Here is an 18760-nt window from a genome sequence, read left to right as displayed (position 1 = left end):
GGCGCTCCCGTTCGAGATCAGTGCTCTTCCTAAGGAACGACGATCACATCCGAATGGGGCGATCGTCAAGAGCAGTGCTCTCGTTGCGAGCCGACGCTCACAGTTGAGGTGAAGTTCGCGAACACGGCAACACTGGGCGATTTGCCCGGATAACGTCGCACCTCATGGACCGCAGGGCGTTTCTGTCCGCCGGTGGCGCGGCCGCAGTAGCCGGACTCACCGGATCGGCCGCGCGTGCCGCCGTACGGCCGCCGGTCTTCGAATGGGCCCGGCCGGCCGGCTTCTTCTTCCCCGGCGAGCTCGTCCTCACGCCGCCGCCACTGGCTGTTTACGCCGATGACACCGCCTACGCCGAGGCCTCGGCCAGCCTGCGGCTACGGGACCGGGAGGCCGAGTCCCTGCGCGCCCACGCCGTCGCCGTTCTGCGCGACCCCCGCCACACGCGACGCGATCCGCTCCTGCCCGCGGGCCGCGATCAACCCCGAGACCATTTGCGCGTACGGGATGAGGAGGGCACCTGGCTCAGCGCCGAACTGAGCGGTTGGGGTGACGGCGACCCCGCTCGCGCCTATCCTCCAGCGCTCCACGAGCTGGCCGCCCACGTACAGGATCTGCGACGCAAGGTGCTGCGCGGTGAACCCTGGCGGCCCAATGCCGTTCTGCTCGCCGCGGTTCGCCTGGATTTCGAGCCGGTCGACGCGACTCCGTGGCCTGTCGGAATTCCGATACCGGCCGATCTCGAGCTCCGGCTGCACGGCGAGCAGGCTCGAGCCGTACGGGGAAAGCTCGCGAAACGGTTGCGGGCCTATCGACAAGGGCCGATGCATTTTACAGCCGCGACCTGGCGGCACCTGCTTCCGCACGAGTAGCCGTCCCGCGCCAGTGGCCGATCCGCCGGAACAAAACGGCCGGAGAGCAGGGGCAAAGCGACCCTGGGTGCGGTACTGTCCGTGCCCGGTGATCGCTATGATCGCGTTTGCCGGACGTAGAGGATCCACACTGGACGCTGGGGTCCACCGAGGTGAGGATGTTCGCGTGACAGACGATCTTTCCAGGCTGGACTTTGGCGTTGCGGGGGCCGTTCGCGGCCGTGGGAACCGCGCCGCCGGGCGCGAGTCGTAGCGGACCGGTCGCTACTTTGATAAGCAGGTCAGCGTGACCGGGCGTGGGGACATCGGCGGGTCGACCGTGCGTCGGCTCCAGCTGGGCGCCCGCCTGCGCGAGTTACGCCTCGCCGCCGGGGTGAGCCGGGAAGCCGCCGGCTATCGCATCCGCGCGTCCGAATCCAAGATCAGCCGCATGGAGCTGGGACGCGTCGGCTTCAAGGCGCGCGACGTGACCGACTTGCTGCTGCTCTACGGCGTCGAGGACCCGGGCGAGCACGAACGCCTCCTCGAGCTGACCAAGGCGGCCAACTCGCCCAGCTGGTGGCACACGTACGGGGATGTGCTGGAAAGCTGGTTCCACAGCTATCTCGACCTCGAGCAGGCCGCGGAGCTGATCAGGACGTACGAGATCCAGTTCGTCCCCGGGCTGCTGCAGACCGAGGCGTACGCCAGCGCGGTCATCCGGCTCGCGCACACCAACCCGAGCCAGCACGAGGTCGAACGGCTGGCCAAGCTGCGCATGACCCGCAAGGAGACCCTCGAGCGGCCCGACTCGCCGACGTTCTGGGCGGTGCTCGACGAGGCGGTGCTGCGCCGGCTCATCGGCGGCAAGGAAGTGATGCGCGAGCAGATCGTCTCGCTCCTGCAGTCCTGCGAGAACCCCAACGTACGGCTGCAGGTGATCCCGTTCGACTCCGGCGGGCACGCGGCGGCCGGCGGCGCGTTCAGCATCCTGCGCTTCCCGCACGAAGAGCTCGACGACGTCGTCTACATCGAGCACCTGACCAGCGCGCTCTACCTCGACAAACGCGAGGACGTGGACAACTACGCGGCGGCCTTCGGGCGGCTCATCATCGAGGCGGCCCCACCGGCCCGCACCCCTGACATATTGAAGGGCGTCATCGCCGACCTGGACGCTCTCTGACGACGCCCTCCGGACGCCGGCGATGATCCACAGTGGGCGCTTGCGTTACGCCTGGCAGGCCGATAGAAACTTCCCCATGACGGACCACGAGGCCCCCGCCGACCTGCAGCCCGACGTGCCCCACGCGGCGCGCATCTGGAACTACTGGATGGGCGGGAAGGACAACTTCGCCGCCGACCGCGCCGCCGGCGACGCCGTGGCCCAGGTCTACCCCGAGATCGTGGTGATGGCGCGCCAGTCGCGCAAGTTCCTGATCCGGGTCGTCCGCGCCCTCACCGCCGAGCTGGGCGTGCGCCAGTTCCTCGACATCGGCACCGGCCTGCCGACGATGCAGAACACGCACGAGGTGGCTCAGGGCATCGCCCCCGAGTCCAAAATCGTCTACGTCGACAACGACCCGATGGTGCTCGCGTACGCACGGGCCCTGCTGGTCGGCACGACGGCCGAGGGCGACACGACGTACGTCCACGCCGACTACCACGACCCCGAAAAGATCCTGGCCGAGGCGGAGCAGTCGCTCAACTTCGACGAGCCGGTCGCCGTCATGTTCATGGGCGTCATGGGTTACGAGCCCGACCTGTCGGTGATCCGCTCAATCGTCGGCACTGTCATGGAGCGCGTTCCTTCGGGCAGCTACCTGGTCTTCTGGGACGGCACAGACACCTCCGAGGCGGTCGTGCAGGGCGCGGAAAGGCTGGCCCAGAGCGGCGGGGTGCCCTACATTCTGCGCAGCCCCGCCGAGCTGGCCACCGTCTTCGAAGGCCTCGAGCTGATCGAGCCCGGCCTCACCCAGATCAGCGAGTGGCGCCCCGACGGCGACGGCATCGAGCCCATCGAGGCGTACGGGGCAGTCGGCCGCAAGCCCTGACACCCGGTTTCCCCCGCCACCCGGCCGGTTCCTTCGCCACACCCGGCCGGGTCCACCGCACCCCGCCGGCTCCGCCACACCCAGCCTGGGTCCACCGCCGCACCCCGGCTGGGTCCGCCGCCGCGCCCAGGCTGGGTCCACCGCCGCAACCCGGCTGAGTCCACCGCCGCAACCCGGCTGAGTCCACCGCCGCAACCCGGCTGGGTTCACCGCCGCGCCCCGGCCGGTTGCGCCGCTGCTGTCCTCGGCCATTTCAGGGTGGCGTCGCCCCATGATCGATGGATCTCCCCCGTTGATGCCATGAACGGGGCACCCGCCTCCCCCACGGCGCCGCGACGGGAAAGCTTCTCCTCAGCAACGCAAGTCGCCACCGTGAGGAGAAGCTCGTGCACAACATTTCCCGGCTCGTGCCCGCCGCCGCCGTCCTGTCCGGGCTGCTTCTGACCTCGGCCTGCGCCGGTCAGGAACCGACGGCCGCCGGCGGGCCCGCCTCCACGAGCACTCCCAGCGCGTCCACCGACTTCGGCTCCTCGCCCACGCCTTCGGACGCGCCGACCTCGTCCTCGCCCACCTCGAAGGCGACCAAAGCCCCCTCGAAGGGCAGCGGCGGCGGCAGCGGCGTCTTCAGCGGCACCCGCCAGGTCCTCCTGCTCCCCAAGAACAGCGAGGCCACCCTCGGCGTGGTCCAGAAGGGCAAAATCGGCCTCTCCGAGAAGTTCGGCGACAGCGACCTCTTCGTGATCACCCCCCTGACCCCAGGCGGCGACAGGTACTGGATCCGCACCGCCAAGCTCCGCAACGGCGGCGAGCCGTACTGCCTCTCGGCCAAGCTGGGCCCCGGAAGCCAGCCGGCTGCGGTCACCACCACGGCGTGCGACGCGTCGAAGACCGACCAGCAGTTCCGCTTCCGCAAGGTGGGCGAGTCGAACGGAAAGCCCACCTACACGATTTACACCGGCAAGGACACGTTCATCATCCGCGACGAGACGGGCGAGATCGCCGGCACCGGAACCGGAGTAGCCGCCGTCCAGATCGGCGAGGGCACGCCCGACATCGACACCCCGTTCGTCATCGCCGACAAGGGCAAGGCCACGATCCCGTCCCTCGACTGAACCCGAACTCACACAGTTCAGCCGCCCGCCCGGATCAAGCCCCGCGGGCGGCTTGTTCACGTCGACGCACCACGAGCGCCGGCCCGGACAGACCCAGCCCGCAGCCCGCCCACTTCGCCTCCGGCTGTGACGGCAGGCCCATGTTGACGCAGCCCAGGCAACTCTCGTTCATGTTGATTCCTGCCCGTACGGGACGTCCATATTGACGCGGGCCAAAGACGACCCGTCAATGTTGACGCCAACTCAAACAGCCGCCGGTCGACGACGAGCCGCCATGTTGACGCCGGCCCCAGACCCCGGCCCATGTTGACGCCCGCTCAAACAGCTTGTCCATATCGACGCCGACCCAAGACGACCCGCCCACATCGACGCAGGTCCGAACCCCCGACCATGTCCACGGCCACTCAAACACCCCGCCCACATCGACGCCGACCCAAAACGACCCGCCCACATCGACGCAGGTCCGGACCCCGGACGATGTTGACGGCCACTCAAACACCCCGCCCACATCGACGCCGGTCGAAGACGACCCGTCCACGTTGACGCGGGTCCGGAGCCCGGACGATGTTGACGGCCACTCAAACACCCCGCCCACATCGACGCCGGTCGAAGACGACCCGTCCACGTTGACGCGGGTCCGGAGCCCGGACGATGTTGACGGCCGCTCAAACATGCCGTCCACACTGACGCCGGCCCGGGACACCGCATCCATGTGAGCGCCGGTTCGGGACGCCTGTTCATGTTGACGCGTTTATGTTGACGAGTTGATGCGTGGACATGTTGAGGCGACGTCTGCACATGTTGACCCTTCCGAGGGTGCCGATGCATACACGTGGACGACTGCGTACATGTTGACTGCGGGGTGGTGCAGTCAACACCCGGCAATGTTTACGAACGGTCGGTCGTTTTGTAGGGTCTACGGCATGGCACCGGACGGTAGGTTGATGCGGGGCGAGCGAACACGCGTCGCCGTGCTGGATCGGGCTTTGTGGTTGACGACGGCGGCCGGGCTGGACGGGCTTTCGCTCAGTCAGATTGCCGATGCGCTCGGCGTGAGCAAGTCGGGGCTGTTCGCGCACTGGCGGTCCAAGGAAGCGCTGCAGCTCGCCGTGATCGAGCACGCGCGCGCCCAGTGGACCGATCAGGTGATCCGGCCCGCTCTCAAGGAACCGCGAGGCGTGCGCCGGCTGTGGGGCGTCCACAACCGGCGGCTCGACTTCTACGAGGCCGAGATCCTGCCCGGCCGATGCTTCTTCGCGAACGCCCACTTCGAGTTCAACGCGCGGCCGGGGCCGGTGCACGACCGGCTGGCCGCCGAGCTCAGGGAGTGGATGCGGTTCCTGACGAGCCTGGCCGCCGACGGTGTAGCCCTCGGCGAGTTGCGGGAGGGAACCGATCCGGGCGATCTCGCGTACGAGGTCGAGTCCTTGGGGGTTTGCGCCGTCATGCAGGTGCCCGTACTGGGGGCCGACACCACGTTCCGCCACGCCCGCCGAGCTTTGCTCGATCATCTGCGTGGCGTAGTCACCGATCCCACGATCCTTCCGGAGCTGACATGACCACCGCTGTCCACAACCACGGCGCCGTTGTTGCGCAGGCTGTGCATTTCGACGACCTCGACCCGATGGGCGTTCTCCACAACTCGCGTTACGCCGTGCTCGTGGAAAGGGCGATCATCGTCTGGTGGGCCGAGCGCGGCGTCTCGTTCACCGACGGCCGCCCGACGACGCCCGACGCGTTCAACGTCGTCCGGGAATACCAGATCACGTTCCACCGTCCGATCCGCGGCACCGGTGACGTCGAGGTCCGCTTCTGGCTCAACCACATGGGCACCACCAGCGCCGATTACGCCTTCCAGGTGACCTCGGCCGACGGCGAGACCCTGTACGCCGAGGGCCGCCGCGTCAACGTCCGCCTCGACCCGGCCACCATGCGCCCGGTCCCCTGGACCGACCACGGCCGCACCATCGCCACGACCCTGCTTCACCCCTGAACCGACCACCACCGCGCCACCGCCATGATCCTGCTTCACCCCCGAACCAACCACGGCCACGCGACCACCACGACGCCGCTTCACCCCCGAACCGACCCCAGCCACACCACCACCCCGCCTCACCCCCGAACCGACCCCAGCCACACCACCTCCACGACCCCGGTTCGCCCCTGACCGGCCGGCGGGCGACCACCACGCCGCTCAGGGATGAGGACGGCGCCGCCGGGGCGACACAAAGCACGGGTTGAGCACAACACCGCCAAGGCGAGGGTGGCACCACGGCAGCGATCGTCGCGACGCCCACGGCCCCCGATGCCGGCTCAAGCGAGGCGGCTACCCGGCCAACGACAAGCAAGGCGGCCTGAGCTCGGCCAACAACAAGCAAGACAGCCACCCGCCCAACGACCAGCAAAGCGGCCTCAGCTCGGCCAACAACAAGCAAGACAGCCACCCGCCCAACGACCAGCAAAGCGGCCTCAGCTCGGCCAACAACAAGCAAGACAGCCACCCGCCCAACGACCAGCAAAGCGGCCTCAGCTCGGCCAACAACAAGCAAGACAGCCACCCGCCCAACGACCAGCAAAGCGGCCTCAGCTCGGCCAACAACAAGCAAGACAGCCACCCGCCCAACGACCAGCAAAGCGGCCTCAGCTCGGCCAACAACAAGCAAGACAGCCACCCGCCCAACGACCAGCAAGGCGGCCGCCCCGGTCAACGGCGAGCGCGGCGGCCGGTGTCGTCGCGTAGAGCCAGAACCCGATTCCCGCGGCACGTCGTCAGCCCTTGAGGAAAGATCAGGCAGGCGATCCCCGAACGCAAGAACCACCGGCCGGAGCGGAGCGCGTGCGCCGCGCCCGGCAAACCTGCGCCCGACGCGGTCGGAACTTGCGATAGAGTCTTGGAACTTGCGGGATCGCATCGGGGGGAAATTCATGACGATCGTTGAGACGGCGCTCCGAGGGATCAGCAACCCCGTGCTGCCGGGGTTCCACCCCGACCCGTCGATCCTGCGGGTGGGCGACGACTACTACATCGCCACGTCCACGTTCGAGTGGTATCCGGGCGTACGGGTGCATCACTCGGTCAATCTGGTCGACTGGACGCCGCTCGGGGGCGCGCTGAACGAGAAGCGCCTGCTCGACCTGACCGGCACGGGCGACTCGAACGGCGTGTGGGCGCCCAGCCTGACGTACGCGCACGGGCAGTTCTTCCTGCTCTACTCCGACGTCGCCACGTTCGCGGGCGGGTTCTGGGATCCGCAGAACTTCCTGGTGACCGGCCCGACGCCGACCGGCCCGTGGTCCGACCCGGTGGTGCTGCACGGCCGGGGCTTCGACGCGTCGCTGTTCCACGACGACGACGGCACCACCTGGATGCTGTCGATGGTGGCCGACTGGCGCCCCGGCCGGAACCGCTTCGCCGGCATCTCGATCCAGCAGTACGACCGTGACGCCCGCGAGCTCATCGGCCCGGAGCACATGATCTTCACCGGCACGTCGGCCGCGGTGACCGAGGCGCCCAACCTGTACCGCAAGGACGGCTGGTATTACCTGGTCACCGCCGAGGGCGGGACGAGCTGGGCGCATCAGGTGACGGTGGCGCGGTCGAGCCACCTGCTGGGCCCTTACCTGGCCGATCCGGCCGGCCCGCTGCTCACCTCGGCCGGCGATCCGTCGCTCGAGTTGCAGAAGGCCGGGCACGGCAGCCTGGTCGAGACCCCAGGCGGGCAGTGGTATCTCGCGCACCTCGTCGGCCGTCCGTATTCGCAGCTGGGCCGTTGTGTGCTGGGCCGCGAGTCGGCGATCCAGGAGGTGACGTGGACGCCGGACGGGTGGCCGCGCATCGCCGGCGGGGTGCCCGCCACCTCGGTGGCCGCGCCGCGCGGGGTCGACGTCCCGGTGGCCCGGCCGGTCTCCTCCGAGCAGGTGGAGGACGACGACTTCGACGGCGCCGCGCTGGGCGTCAACTGGTCGACGCTGCGCCGGCCGGCCACGCCAGACTGGGTGTCGCTGTCCGAGCGGCCGTCACACCTGCGCATCCACGGCGGCTTGTCGCCGCTGGGCCGCCACAAACCGAGCCTGGTCGCGCGGCGGGTGGTGGCCGCGGACTGCACGTTCGAGGCGACCATGGAGTTCGAGCCGCGCAACTATCGGCAACTCGCCGGTATCACCGCGTACTACAACACCCGCAACTGGTACTACCTGCACGTCACCGCCGACGACGACGGTGCGCCGATCATCGACCTGATCGCCTGCGACAGCGGTCAGGTGACGATCGTGCCCGGGGTGCGCGCCCCGATCCCCTCCCCAGGCCCGGTCCGAATGCGGTTGCGCTTCGAGGGCCCGTCGTTGACCTTCGCGTACGCCCGGCCCGACGGCGCCTGGCAGCAGGCCGGCCCGGTGCTCGACGCGACCACGCTCTCCGACGAGTACGCCGCCCTGACGGTGAACGGCGAGCCCGCCGCCTGGGGTTTCACCGGCGCGTTCGTGGGCCTGTGGGTGCAGGACCTGGGCCGTGAGGGTGCGTACGCCGACTTCGACAGCGCCTCCTACCGCATCTCGTCATAGGGTCGCGACGGGTCCCCTACAGGCGCCGGTACGCCCGCCGGGACGGGTCGTCCTCCACCGTGCCCGCTCCGGCGCGTGGGCCCACGGGGGTGAAGAACGACGCCGGTTGCTGCTCGGGGACGGGGTCGCCGTCGATGATTTCGGTCATTCTCCGTACGGTGGGGTCGCCCTCGTCCGCGACATAGTCGTGTTCCCGGGTCTCGTCCCGGCCGTCCGGGATGTCCAGGGCGCGCAGCACCGGTGTTGCGGCCGCCGCGACGATCAGGTTGGCCAGGAGCGCGACGATGCCGACGTAGATGGTGGCGTCCGTGTCGAACCCGAGGTTGTTCAGCGGCCAGGCCGAACCGCCGAAGTGCTCGCGCACCACCTCACGGCCGTCAGCGCCGCCGAGCTTGGGCACCTGCCAGAGCATGAACACCCCGAGCACGAGCCCGGCGCCCATGCCGAGACCGAGGGCCCACCGATGGAACCAGTTCGTGTAGAGGCCGAGCGCGACCGCGGGCAACGTCTGCATGATCACGACCCCGCCGATGAGCTGCAGGTCGATCGCGAACTGCGTGTTCAGCAGCAGCAGGATCAGAAGCGCGCCGAATTTGACGGTCAGGGACACGGACTTGCTCACGTACGTCTCCTCGCGCGCCGACGCCTGCGGGCGCAGATAGACGCGGTAGATGTCGCGGGTGAACAGGTTCGCGGCGGCGATCGACATGATGGCGGCCGGCACCATGGCCCCCACCCCGATCGCCGCGAACGCCAGGCCGGCGCTCCAGGCCGGAGCGTTCTCGTTGAACCACTGCGGCACCACCGTGTTCGCGTTGCCGCCGACCGGCTGGACCTCGCTGTACAGCGCGGCGAAACCGACCAGCATCAGCACGCCGAGGGTGAGCGTGTAGATCGGCAGGACGGCCAGGTTGCGGCGCAACGTGCTGCGGTTGCGGGACGCGAGGACCCCGGTGAGCGTGTGCGGGTACAGGAACAGCGCGACGGCCGAGCCGAGCGCGAGCGTGACGTAGTTCAGCTGGCTCTGGGCGGGCAGCAACAAACCGTCATCCGTGCGGGGCGTGGTCGCGTACCGGTTCTCGGCGATCCGGAAGATCGTGTCCCACTGTCCCGGCGTCATCGCGACGATCATCAGCACGGCCAGGACAGCCCAGAGGATCAGGGCGTCCTTGACGATGGAGACGAGCGCCGGCCCGCGCAGCCCGGAGTTGAACGTGTAGAGCGCGAGCACGGCGAAGGCGAGCGTGAGCGGCCAGCCCTTGGGCAGGCCCATGACCTCGAAGACGGCCTCCATGCCGATCAGCTGCAGGGCGATGTACGGCATGGTCGCGACGATGCCGAGCACGGCGACCGCCGTCCCGATGCCCCGCGAGCCGAACCGGGCCCGGACGAACTCAGCCGGCGTGACGAAACCGTGCACGTGACAGACCGACCAGAAGCGCGCCAGCACAACGAACAGCATCGGATAGACGATCACCAGGAACGGCACCGGGAAGAATCCGGCCGCGCCCATGCCGTAGACGAGCGTCGGCACGGCAACGAACGTGTACGCGGTGTAGACGTCGCCGCTGAGCAGGAAGAACGTGACCCAGTTGCCGAACGCGCGGCCACCCAGGCCCCACTCCTCGAGCGTGTGGATCGAGTCGGGCCGCCGCCACTTCGCCGCCGCGAAGCCCATGATCGCGACCGTGCCGAAGACCGCCACGAAGACGGCCAGTTGCGTGCTCACCTGACCTTCATGTGCACGAAGGCGATCACGCCGCTGGCCAGGAACGCGAAGCCGAGCTGACACCAGTAGAAGAACGGCATCCCGAACAACGCCGGGTCCGTCCGGTTGTAGATGACCGGCATGAGCGGCAACACGATCGGCACCAGCAGAAGCCAATGCCATCGGTTCTTGTCCAGCCGCCCCGTCTTCGCCCGTACGGTCGGCCACTCCCCGGTGCGGTGCCGCGCGACCCGAGCGGCCGAGCCGTGCGGAATGCTCACCGGCGCCGACGTGGCATCCCCCGTACGGGTTCCCGGCTCGTTCGCCAGCCGGGCCGCCCCCTCCGCGAACCGGGCCGCGACCCCACCCGCCAGCCGTCCCGCCACGCCGCTCGCGTTCTGAGGTTGCGGGCTCACCGGAGCCGGCGCGGTTCCCGCCCACGCCGTGTCATCCGCGGCGATCCAGGCCTCCCTGACATTGGCCAGCCGGGCCGGCCGCGGCCCCGCCATCCCGTCCTCGGGCGGGTAGGGCGGTTCGCTCTCCGGCCTGCGGGTCCACGCCGGCAGCGGCGGTTGTTCCCTCGGCAAAGTGGGCCGCCCGGGGTGTGCCGCCGCCCACTGCGCCGGCCCGCCCGGTTGCTGCGTGGCACCCCCGTTCGGCGGTGCGCCCCACTGCGGAGGTTGCGCTTGCGCCGGGGCCGGCCGCGTCAGGAAGTCCTCCGGCCGCTTCCACGGCGGGCTCTGACCGTACGGGGCCTGGGAATCGGCCGTCCATGGTGGAGGCGAGTAGTGCGCGCCTCCGGCCTCCGCCGCCTCGGCGCCGGGCGGCGTCACGATGGCGGCCGTCCCGACGACGGGCACCGACGCGGCGGCGGACGAGTTCCCGTAGGTCGCCGGCGTCCCGACGGTCGGCGGCGTGCCGGCGGTGGGCGAGCTGGAGGGTTCCGCGGCCGGGTGTGCTTGGTGCCAGTCGGGGGGTACGGACGGAGTGTGCGCCATTGCTGCCTCCGGAGCGTGATCACACGGTCGCTGCGCACTGTGACACGTGATCTTGATCACTCGCATCAGCCATTCGGCTGAATAGATCTCCGTCTCCGCAGTCCACACAGGACCAACGACGGGAGGCCCAAAACCGCAGGTCGCTACGCAGAGTCGCGAAGGCTCGTCGCCGCGATCCCTTGCGTGCACCTTCCGAGGCGACACGCCCGGATCCGCAAGTTACACCCCAACTGCAAAAACATCGCCTACGGGGCGGGAGCGGCCCACCACGTCCCGGGTCCGGTCAGCGGGGCCGGCGGATCACACCGAGTGAGAGGAACGGCGGCGCCTACTTGCTAATGACATTCGCTTCCAACAGCATGTGAGCATCACCGATCCACGACGTCTGACGGCCTGCCCGCTCGACGCCGCCGGACTCTCCACCGGCGAGGACGCACGGCAGGAGCTGCCCGGCCCGTTCGCCGGCGCCCACACCGACTTCCGCCTCAGAACTACTGGTTCTTCAGTAGCCGATCCGGAAGGTGGCGTCTTGTTTGTCGGTGGCAGGTGAACTGCTCGTGATCGGGTCGATGCGCAGGACGTAGCCGTAGTGGCGGAGGTAGCGGTCCGGGAAGTTGTGAGAGCGGAACGACGTCCAGGAGGAGTCGGCGAGACCCGCGGTCAGGTGGAACGTGGCGTCGGCGCGGAAGGCCGCCGTGCCGTCGTTGGTGGCGAGCACCATCGCGTAGTTCGAGTGCCGCAGGTAGCGGTCGGGGTAGTTCACCGAGCGGAACGATACGCCCGACGAGTCGGCCAGGCCGGGCGTCAAGGTCCAGAGCTGGTCCTGGTACGGGTCGAAGGGGTAGACGTCGATGCGCGCGACACTGTTGGCGTGCCGGACATAACGGTCGGGGAAGTTGTACGACTTGAGCCGGCGCCAGGCCGGGGTCCCGTACGTGGAAATGAGCCCCGACATCTCGGTCGCGGTGATCGGGGTCATGCCGAGGTGCTTGGAGTTGAGCGGCTGGGTGTAGGCACGATCGTTCAGCAACGCCCAGGAGCCGCCGGCCACGTCGGTGGTTTGCCAGCAGAAGAAGCGGCCGTTCGGGCTCCACGTGTCGCCCCACATGTGCCACGTGTCGGCGGTGTTCGACTTGACGATCTGCGGGGCCTCGACACCGCGGCCGGGGCCGATCGCGCCGGTGTGGACGCTGAAGCTGCCGGGATTGAACGAGTTCGAACGGGCGCCCAGCAACGTGCTGTTGGTGTTGTTCTTGTAGTACATGTAGTTGACCCCGCCGACCGTCACGAAGTTGCCGTCGATCGCGTCGTAGCCGGGGTCGAAGAACACCTGGCCGGTGGTGGCCGTGACGAAGTCGCTGGTGTAGCTGACCATCAGCACGTTGTGGCCGCCGACGACCGCGGAGTAGACGACGGCGTACCGGCCGCGGGCCGGGTCCCAGACCGCCTCGGGCGCCCAGGCGTGGGTGGCCAGCGAATGCACCTTCAGCAGCCGGTAGTTGCGGAACGAGCGCAGGTCGGCCGAGTCCCAGACGTGCAGGTACTGGCTCTGGTACGCCCAGTCGGTGCCGTTCAGGTCGGTCGCGATCACGACGAACGTGCCGTCCTGTTTGCGCAGGATGAACGGGTCGCGCAGGCCCCCGCTGCCCTGGGTGGGGTCGGCGACGGGGTTGTTCTGGTTGAGCGGGGTCCAGTTGAGGCCGTCCGAGCTGACCGCGAGGTACAGGTTGTAACCGGCGGCGGCCATGGTGGGCGACTCGGTGAAGTAGGCCATCGCGTAGCCGGTGTAGGTGGCGGCCTGGGCGGCGCCGGGACGCAGGAGCGCTCCGACGCCGACGGCTCCGGCCGCGGTGAGCAGGGTGCGACGCTTCATGGAGGGCTCCTATCGGGGGATGGCGGTGCCGTGCCGGCAGCCCGCGCAGCCGACCGAGGTCAGGCCGGTCCACGTGTTCAGGTCGGTGCTGGTCGCCGTGTAGATGCCGCCGCCGGTGCTGTAGCGGTCGACGTAGATGCGCCAGCTGCCGTCGTCGAGGCGGACCAGGGACGGGCCCTCGTAGCCCGACGACCAGAGGCGGCCGCGGTTGATCCAGCCCGCGGTGAGGCCGGCCGTCGTGGTCCAGTGCTCGATGTACTTGCCGGTCTCGTCCTTGGTGAACGCATGCCACGTGTTGCCGTTCTTGACCACGTACGTGTCGATGTGGTTGGTGCCGAGGCCCCACATCTGCGCGGGCCCGCTCCAGGACGTCAGCTCGGTGTTGCGCGCCGTGTAGACGTACGGGCGAAAGCAGTTGGAACAGGTCGTGGCGGCCACGCTGGTGATGACGTGCACCGCGCCGCCCTCGACATAGAACTCGGGGGCCCAGGTGAAGCGGGTGTCCGCGATGCCCGACGGGATGCTGGCGATGTTCGTCCAGGTGGTCAGGTTCGTGCTGCTGGCGATGTTGAAGTACGTCGAGTTGGTGGTCCAGGACTGCACCGTGTACGCGATGTAGTAGCGCCCGTTGCGCTTGAGGATGCTCGGGTCGCGCAGGACCCCGGTCGGGCCGTGGAAGTTCGTGTCCGCGAGGACGCTGTAGCTCGTTCCGCCGTTCGTGGACTGGTAGAGCCACAACTCCTCGTCGGCCTGGGCGTCGCCCTTGAAAGTGGCGTAGACGAGCGTGGTGGCGGCGCTGGCCGGGGCGGGGACAGTGAGGACGGCGGCCGCGCCGAGCAGGGCGGCCAGCCAGCGGGCGAACCGTGGTCGAGTCTTCATCGCGCTCCTCAACGTTGTTATCGTTAACACGCGCAAGTGCATCCAGCTACTTGCGGTTTTCGGTGCTTGATCGGCGCAAGAAAGCGAAGTTGCTGAATGATTGCGTTAACGTTGCCAAGCTGTCAAGAAGAAGGGGCACGCCACAGTCGGCGTGCCCCTGGGAAAACTAGACCATCGACGGTTCCTCGCCGTCGGGAGCGGGATCCGGCGGGATGTCCGGCTCCGGCTCGGGCGGCGGCGGCTCGTCGCTCAGCTGCTCGCGGATGTAGGTGTAGACCACCGACACCAGGGCGGCCACCGGCACGGCCAGCAACGCGCCGATGATGCCGGCCAGGCCACCACCCAGCGTCACCGCCAGCAGCACCACGGCGGCGTGCAGGCCGAGGCCCCGGCTCTGCACCATGGGCTGGAAGACGTTGCCCTCCAGCTGCTGCACGACGATGATGATGGCCAGCACGATCAGCGCGTCGACCCAGCCCTGCGTGACCAGCGCGATCAGCACGGCCACGAACCCGGCGAACAGCGCCCCGACGATCGGGATGAACGCGGTGATGAACGTCAGCACGGCCAGCGGCAGCACCAGCGGCACGCCGACGATCCACAGGCCGAGGCCGATGAAGACCGCGTCGAGCAGGCCCACGAACGCCTGCGACCGCACGAACGCGCCGAGCGTGTCCCAGCCGCGGTGCATCACGGTCGGGACGTCGACGGCGAGACGGCCGGGCAGCTGACGCGACAGCCACGGCAGGAAACGCGGCCCGTCCTTGAGGAAGAAGAACATCAGGAACAGCGCCAGCACGGTGGTGACCACGCCGTTGACCACCGTGTTGAGGCCGGTCAGGGTGTAGTTGACGATGCTGCTGGCGCGGCTCTGCAGCTCGGCCACGACGGTGTCGAGGGTCTGGCTGATGTCGTCGTCGCCGAAGTTCAGCGGCGGGCCGGACGCCCACTCGCGGACCTGCTGGATGCCGTTGACCACCCCGTCGGCGAGTTCGCCGGACTGGTTCGCCACCGGCACGATGATGACCACCAGGACGCCCGCCATGACGACCAGGAAGAGAACGGTGACGACGCCGGCGGCCAGGGCGGGCCTGAACCTCAGGCGGTCGCGCAGAAATCGGGCGATCGGCCAGGTCAGCGTGGTGATCAGCAGCGCGATGACCAGCGGCCAGATCACCGACCAGGCCCGGCCCATCATCCACAGCAGCACGTACGCCAGGAGCAGGACGACCAGCGTCTGCGCCGACAGCACGGCCGTGGTGCGTAACGCGGACCTGGTCTTGTCCGCATTCAGAGAGGCAGGCATGCCGATCACCTTAGAGAGGGCCGGCTCGCGCCGCTGGGCGACACCCGGAGGATCACGCGCATCACGGGCATGGGAAAGAATGGGCACATGCCGTACGGGGTCCTGGGTCCGACGCTCACCGGCCGGTCCCCCGCGGCCGGTGGCACACGGTTGCGCGCCGTGCCCGAACAGTGTGAACAACTCATCGGGCTGCTCAAGCCCGGCAACGACCGAGAGCGCGGGTCGTCCACAGCCAAGCGGGCCGCCTCCCGACGAGGAAGGCCGCCCGCACCGGTCTTGTCAGCCCTGCTTGACGTCGGCGCAGAAGACGTCCTCGTCCGGCAGGCGGCCGGTGTTCAGGAAGTCGACAGTTGCCTGGTCGGCGCAGGCCGAGCCCTGCTTGTAGACGTAGTGCCCGCCGTTGTCGACACCGACGAAGGCGGCACGGTCGCCGAGGACCTTGCGCAGCCCTTGTCCGGAGTCCCACGACGTGGCGTGGTCCCGGCGGTTCTGCAGGATCAGGATCTCACCAGGGCCCTTGTCGGTCACGGTGACCGGCTTCTCGATCGGGGCTTTCCAGAAGGCGCACGGCCAGATGTTGGCCGGCATGCCCGCCGTCAGTGGCCAGGCCTTGCGGTGGGCGGCGCTGCGGGTGGCATAGCCGGCAACGTCGTTTGACCACTTGGCGTCACCACAGACGAGCGCCAGGAACATGGTTGCCTGGTTGTCAGCGGGGACGCCCGGAGTGGGCGGCGTCTCCGCGAACACCTGCTTGAGCACTTCGCCGTCGGCTGCGGTGAGCTGACCGTCCGCAAGGTTCGCGACCGCCTTCCAGACCTGCGCGAGTATCGGCAGGTTCTTGTTGTCGAGGAGCAGCGCGTAGGTGGTGGTGCGCAGGATCGCTCCGTTCATGAATTGCTGCGTGCCCGGAACGGGCGCCGGCTTACGGTCGAGGCGATCCGCGAGCGCGAGATAGGTCCGGGTGACCTCGTCGACGGTGCGGCCGAGCCCGAGTGTGTCGTTCTTTGCCGCGGCGACGGCGGCCGCGTCGGGGAACCGCTCGGCCATGCTCTTGCCCCAGCCCTCAACCTCGCCGGACCAGACCTTGGTGGAGTCGATGTTGCCTTCGAGGATCATGCGGTCGGTGTGCTCCGGGTACAGCGAGCTGTAGACGGCGCCCAGGTAGGTGCCGTAGGACTGGCCCCAGTAGGAGATCTTCTCCTCGCCGAGCGCCTCGCGGATGCGGTCCAGGTCACGAGCGGTGTTGGCCGTGGTGAAGTACCGAAGGTTGTCTCCGGCCGTGGCGGCGCACTTCTGAGCTTCGGTCCGGGCCAGCTGGACGTTCGCGTCGATCGTGCCGTTCGCTGCGGGATAGGGAAAAAGCCCGGGCACGCCGGCGACCTCGAGGCCGCAGCTTTGCGGCGTGCTGTGCGCGACCCCACGCGGATCGAAGCCGATCAGGTCGTAGCCGTCCAGGACGGATTTCGGCAGTGCCGGTGCCATCATGCCCGGCATGTCGATGCCTGACAGGGCGGGGCCGCCCGGGTTCAGCAGCAGAACGCCGTGCCGCCTCCCGGTGTCGGCGGCGGCCAGCCGGGAGATCGCCACCTCGATGGACGTGCCGTCCGGCTTGTCGTAGTTCAGCGGGACCTTGACCGTTGAACAGGTCAGCTTGGGATCCCGGGCCACTCCTTTCGCCGTCTCCGGGCAGGGTCCCCACTCGATCGCGGCGGCCTTGGCCCGCTCCGCGGGCGCGGGGCGGTCTTCTTCGTGCGCGGCGTCGCTGCAGGCGGCCGCGCCGGCCACAGCCAGTGTCGCGGCCGTCAGGGCCGTGGCGAACCGGCGGCCCCGTGACCGGCCGGATACCCCGGCACTACGTGTCTTGTTCATCGCCCTCTTCCTTCGATCGGCTCGGCGGACCTTGTTCGCCCAGGCGGTCCGTGCTGCTGGCGACGAAGCTATCGAGAGCGGAACCCGGCTCACGTCACCCTGGAGTGATCAGGTTCTGGTAGCTCGCACGGGGGATGGCGACCACGCCTGCCGGGCTGACAGACCCCTGTGGAGGGCGGCGCGGTCAGTGGCGGTCAGTGGTTCGTGCGTGGGCGGTCAGCGGGTGGCGGCACGCTCGCCGGCATGACGAATACCGCCATCGTGGCCGAGGGGGATGAGGTGACGGAGAGTGACGAGGAGGGGTGGCCTCTGGTTCGCGGTTGCGAACTATTCGGGCGGGCGTCGCATGTCCCAGGCGTCTGTGATCAGTTCCTCCAGACGCGCCACGGTCACTTTGGGGAGCCGGCACATCACCAGCGGTAGCCCGTCGTAGGACGGGACGGTGAAGAACAAGTCGGGTTCGCCCAGGACGAGGGCCTGTTTCTCGGCCTCGTCACCGACGAAGAGTACCGCCACGTCGGTTCGGATCGTCCTGGGTTTACCCGGCTCACGCTGCGGATACGACCAGACGAAGCCCTTGTTGCCGACCCGGAAGTCGAAGCCCTCGCTGTCGATCTCGACCGTGCCGGGCAGAGCGAGGGCCAATCGGCGTACGTCGTCGGCGTCGGCCACCGCAAGATCCTTCCATGCCCGTCGGGTCGGCGACTGATGCTATGCCACCGGAGGCGCGACACCACGATCTGTGCGTAGTATGCGGCGGCACAGTTGTACAAGCACCGCTGTAAAGCAGGGAAGCCGAGGAGCACGATGCCGCTAACGCCAGCCGACGTTCACAACGTGGCTTTCAAGAAGCCGGCGATCGGCAAGCGGGGGTATGACGAGGAAGACGTCGACGCCTTCCTCGACGAGGTCGAGCAGGAGCTGATCCGCCTCCTCGAGGAGAACCGCGCCCTTCAGGATCAGGCTCAGCGGGTGGGCGGCCCGGCCGGTCCCGCCGCGCCGGGGCCGAACAACCGCGCGCTCGAGGCGGAGCTGTCCGACCTCACCGCCCAGCTGGGCCGGCTGCAGGAGGCCCGCGCCCGCGCGGAGCAGAACGCGCGCAGCATGCAGACGCAGCTCGAGCGGGCCCGCCGCGAGGCGCCCACGGGTCCGCCGCCCGCCTCGGCCGACGCCGCCGACTCGCCGGTGCTGATGATGGCCCGCCGCACGGCCGACGACCACATGCGTGACGCCCGGGCCGAGGCCGAGACGTTGATAGAGAACGCCCAGTCGGAATCCGACAAGATCACCAGTGACGCCCAGCTGACCGCCAGCACGATCGAGAGCGACGCCCGCCGCAAGCACACCGAGGCCATGAACGGCCTGGTCGACAAGCGGAACGCGGCGCTCGACGAGATCGACAAGCTGGGCCGGCTGGCGCAGACGTACCAGCAGGCCCTGGGCGACCACGTCCAGCGTCAGCTGCAGGAGCTGGACAGCGCTTCCGGGCGTGACCTGGACTGACGCGCCGCGTCGCCGACGGCGGCCACCGCCTCCGGCCAGGTATCTTCTACGGC

16 protein-coding genes are annotated in these 18760 nt (G+C 68.8%); 9 read left to right on the top strand and 7 right to left on the bottom strand.

Translation table 11 applies throughout. The features are described from left to right. Nucleotides 1–164 precede the first annotated feature (164 nt). The 8 genes from C8E87_RS34555 (at nucleotide 165) to C8E87_RS34520 (ending at nucleotide 8571) form a co-directional block, all read left to right on the top strand. Complete coding sequence (locus tag C8E87_RS34555; RefSeq protein WP_133877617.1) at nucleotides 165–869, top strand: hypothetical protein; 705 nt, start codon at nucleotides 165–167, stop codon at nucleotides 867–869. 286 nt (nucleotides 870–1155) lie between these two features. After that, nucleotides 1156–2031 carry a Sco1979 family transcriptional regulator gene (locus tag C8E87_RS34550; protein ID WP_239080475.1) on the top strand — a complete coding sequence of 292 codons (876 nt, stop codon included), beginning with the start codon at nucleotides 1156–1158 and terminating at the stop codon, nucleotides 2029–2031. A 76-nt stretch (nucleotides 2032–2107) separates the two neighbouring features. Beyond that, entirely contained in the window at nucleotides 2108–2899 is a 792-nt protein-coding gene (locus C8E87_RS34545; protein WP_133877616.1) for an SAM-dependent methyltransferase, read from the top strand. 386 nt (nucleotides 2900–3285) lie between these two features. Further along, entirely contained in the window at nucleotides 3286–4011 is a 726-nt protein-coding gene (locus C8E87_RS34540) for a hypothetical protein (RefSeq protein ID WP_133877615.1), read from the top strand. Nucleotides 4012–4895: 884 nt separating this feature from the next. Continuing rightward, a complete protein-coding gene (locus C8E87_RS34535) occupies nucleotides 4896–5570 on the top strand; it encodes a TetR/AcrR family transcriptional regulator (protein ID WP_239080474.1) in 675 nt (224 codons plus the stop codon). After that, nucleotides 5567–6004, top strand: coding sequence for an acyl-CoA thioesterase (locus C8E87_RS34530; RefSeq protein WP_133877614.1), 438 nt, complete (start codon nucleotides 5567–5569; stop codon nucleotides 6002–6004). Before C8E87_RS34535 ends, C8E87_RS34530 begins: the two co-directional genes overlap by 4 nt. A 244-nt stretch (nucleotides 6005–6248) precedes the next feature. After that, a complete protein-coding gene (locus C8E87_RS34525; protein ID WP_133877613.1) occupies nucleotides 6249–6791 on the top strand; it encodes a hypothetical protein in 543 nt (180 codons plus the stop codon). A 145-nt stretch (nucleotides 6792–6936) separates the two neighbouring features. Next, nucleotides 6937–8571 (top strand): glycoside hydrolase family 43 protein, encoded by a 1635-nt coding sequence (locus C8E87_RS34520; RefSeq protein WP_133877612.1) that lies wholly within the window; start codon nucleotides 6937–6939, stop codon nucleotides 8569–8571. Nucleotides 8572–8587: 16 nt separating this feature from the next. Here the strand turns inward: C8E87_RS34520 and C8E87_RS34515 are convergent, their stop codons facing one another. From C8E87_RS34515 to C8E87_RS34485, 7 genes are all read right to left on the bottom strand, one after another. Beyond that, nucleotides 8588–10249, bottom strand: coding sequence for a sodium:solute symporter family protein (locus C8E87_RS34515; protein WP_133879137.1), 1662 nt, complete (start codon nucleotides 10247–10249; stop codon nucleotides 8588–8590). 47 nt (nucleotides 10250–10296) lie between these two features. Continuing rightward, on the bottom strand, nucleotides 10297–11277 hold the full coding sequence (locus C8E87_RS45970; RefSeq protein ID WP_239080473.1) for a DUF3311 domain-containing protein: 981 nt from the start codon (nucleotides 11275–11277) through the stop codon (nucleotides 10297–10299). Between the two features lie 502 nt (nucleotides 11278–11779). Further along, nucleotides 11780–13150 carry a glycoside hydrolase family 43 protein gene (locus C8E87_RS34505; protein WP_133877611.1) on the bottom strand — a complete coding sequence of 457 codons (1371 nt, stop codon included), beginning with the start codon at nucleotides 13148–13150 and terminating at the stop codon, nucleotides 11780–11782. 9 nt (nucleotides 13151–13159) lie between these two features. Next, complete coding sequence (locus C8E87_RS34500) at nucleotides 13160–14029, bottom strand: family 43 glycosylhydrolase (protein WP_133877610.1); 870 nt, start codon at nucleotides 14027–14029, stop codon at nucleotides 13160–13162. A 166-nt stretch (nucleotides 14030–14195) separates the two neighbouring features. Next, nucleotides 14196–15335 (bottom strand): AI-2E family transporter, encoded by a 1140-nt coding sequence (locus C8E87_RS34495; RefSeq protein WP_133877609.1) that lies wholly within the window; start codon nucleotides 15333–15335, stop codon nucleotides 14196–14198. Nucleotides 15336–15614: 279 nt separating this feature from the next. Then, on the bottom strand, nucleotides 15615–17204 hold the full coding sequence (locus tag C8E87_RS34490; RefSeq protein ID WP_133877608.1) for an alpha/beta fold hydrolase: 1590 nt from the start codon (nucleotides 17202–17204) through the stop codon (nucleotides 15615–15617). A 327-nt stretch (nucleotides 17205–17531) separates the two neighbouring features. Then, nucleotides 17532–17876: an MmcQ/YjbR family DNA-binding protein gene (locus tag C8E87_RS34485; RefSeq protein WP_133877607.1), complete on the bottom strand. Its 345-nt coding sequence runs from the start codon at nucleotides 17874–17876 to the stop codon at nucleotides 17532–17534. 135 nt (nucleotides 17877–18011) lie between these two features. On the opposite strand from C8E87_RS34485, the gene C8E87_RS46515 reads away from it, so the two are divergent. Then, nucleotides 18012–18707: a DivIVA domain-containing protein gene (locus C8E87_RS46515; RefSeq protein WP_133877606.1), complete on the top strand. Its 696-nt coding sequence runs from the start codon at nucleotides 18012–18014 to the stop codon at nucleotides 18705–18707. Nucleotides 18708–18760 lie beyond the last annotated feature (53 nt).

The sequence above is a fragment of the Paractinoplanes brasiliensis genome, assembly GCF_004362215.1.
In the GTDB taxonomy this organism is placed as follows: Bacteria; Actinomycetota; Actinomycetes; order Mycobacteriales; family Micromonosporaceae; genus Actinoplanes; species Actinoplanes brasiliensis.
This window is presented reverse-complemented; position numbering and strand designations above follow the sequence as displayed.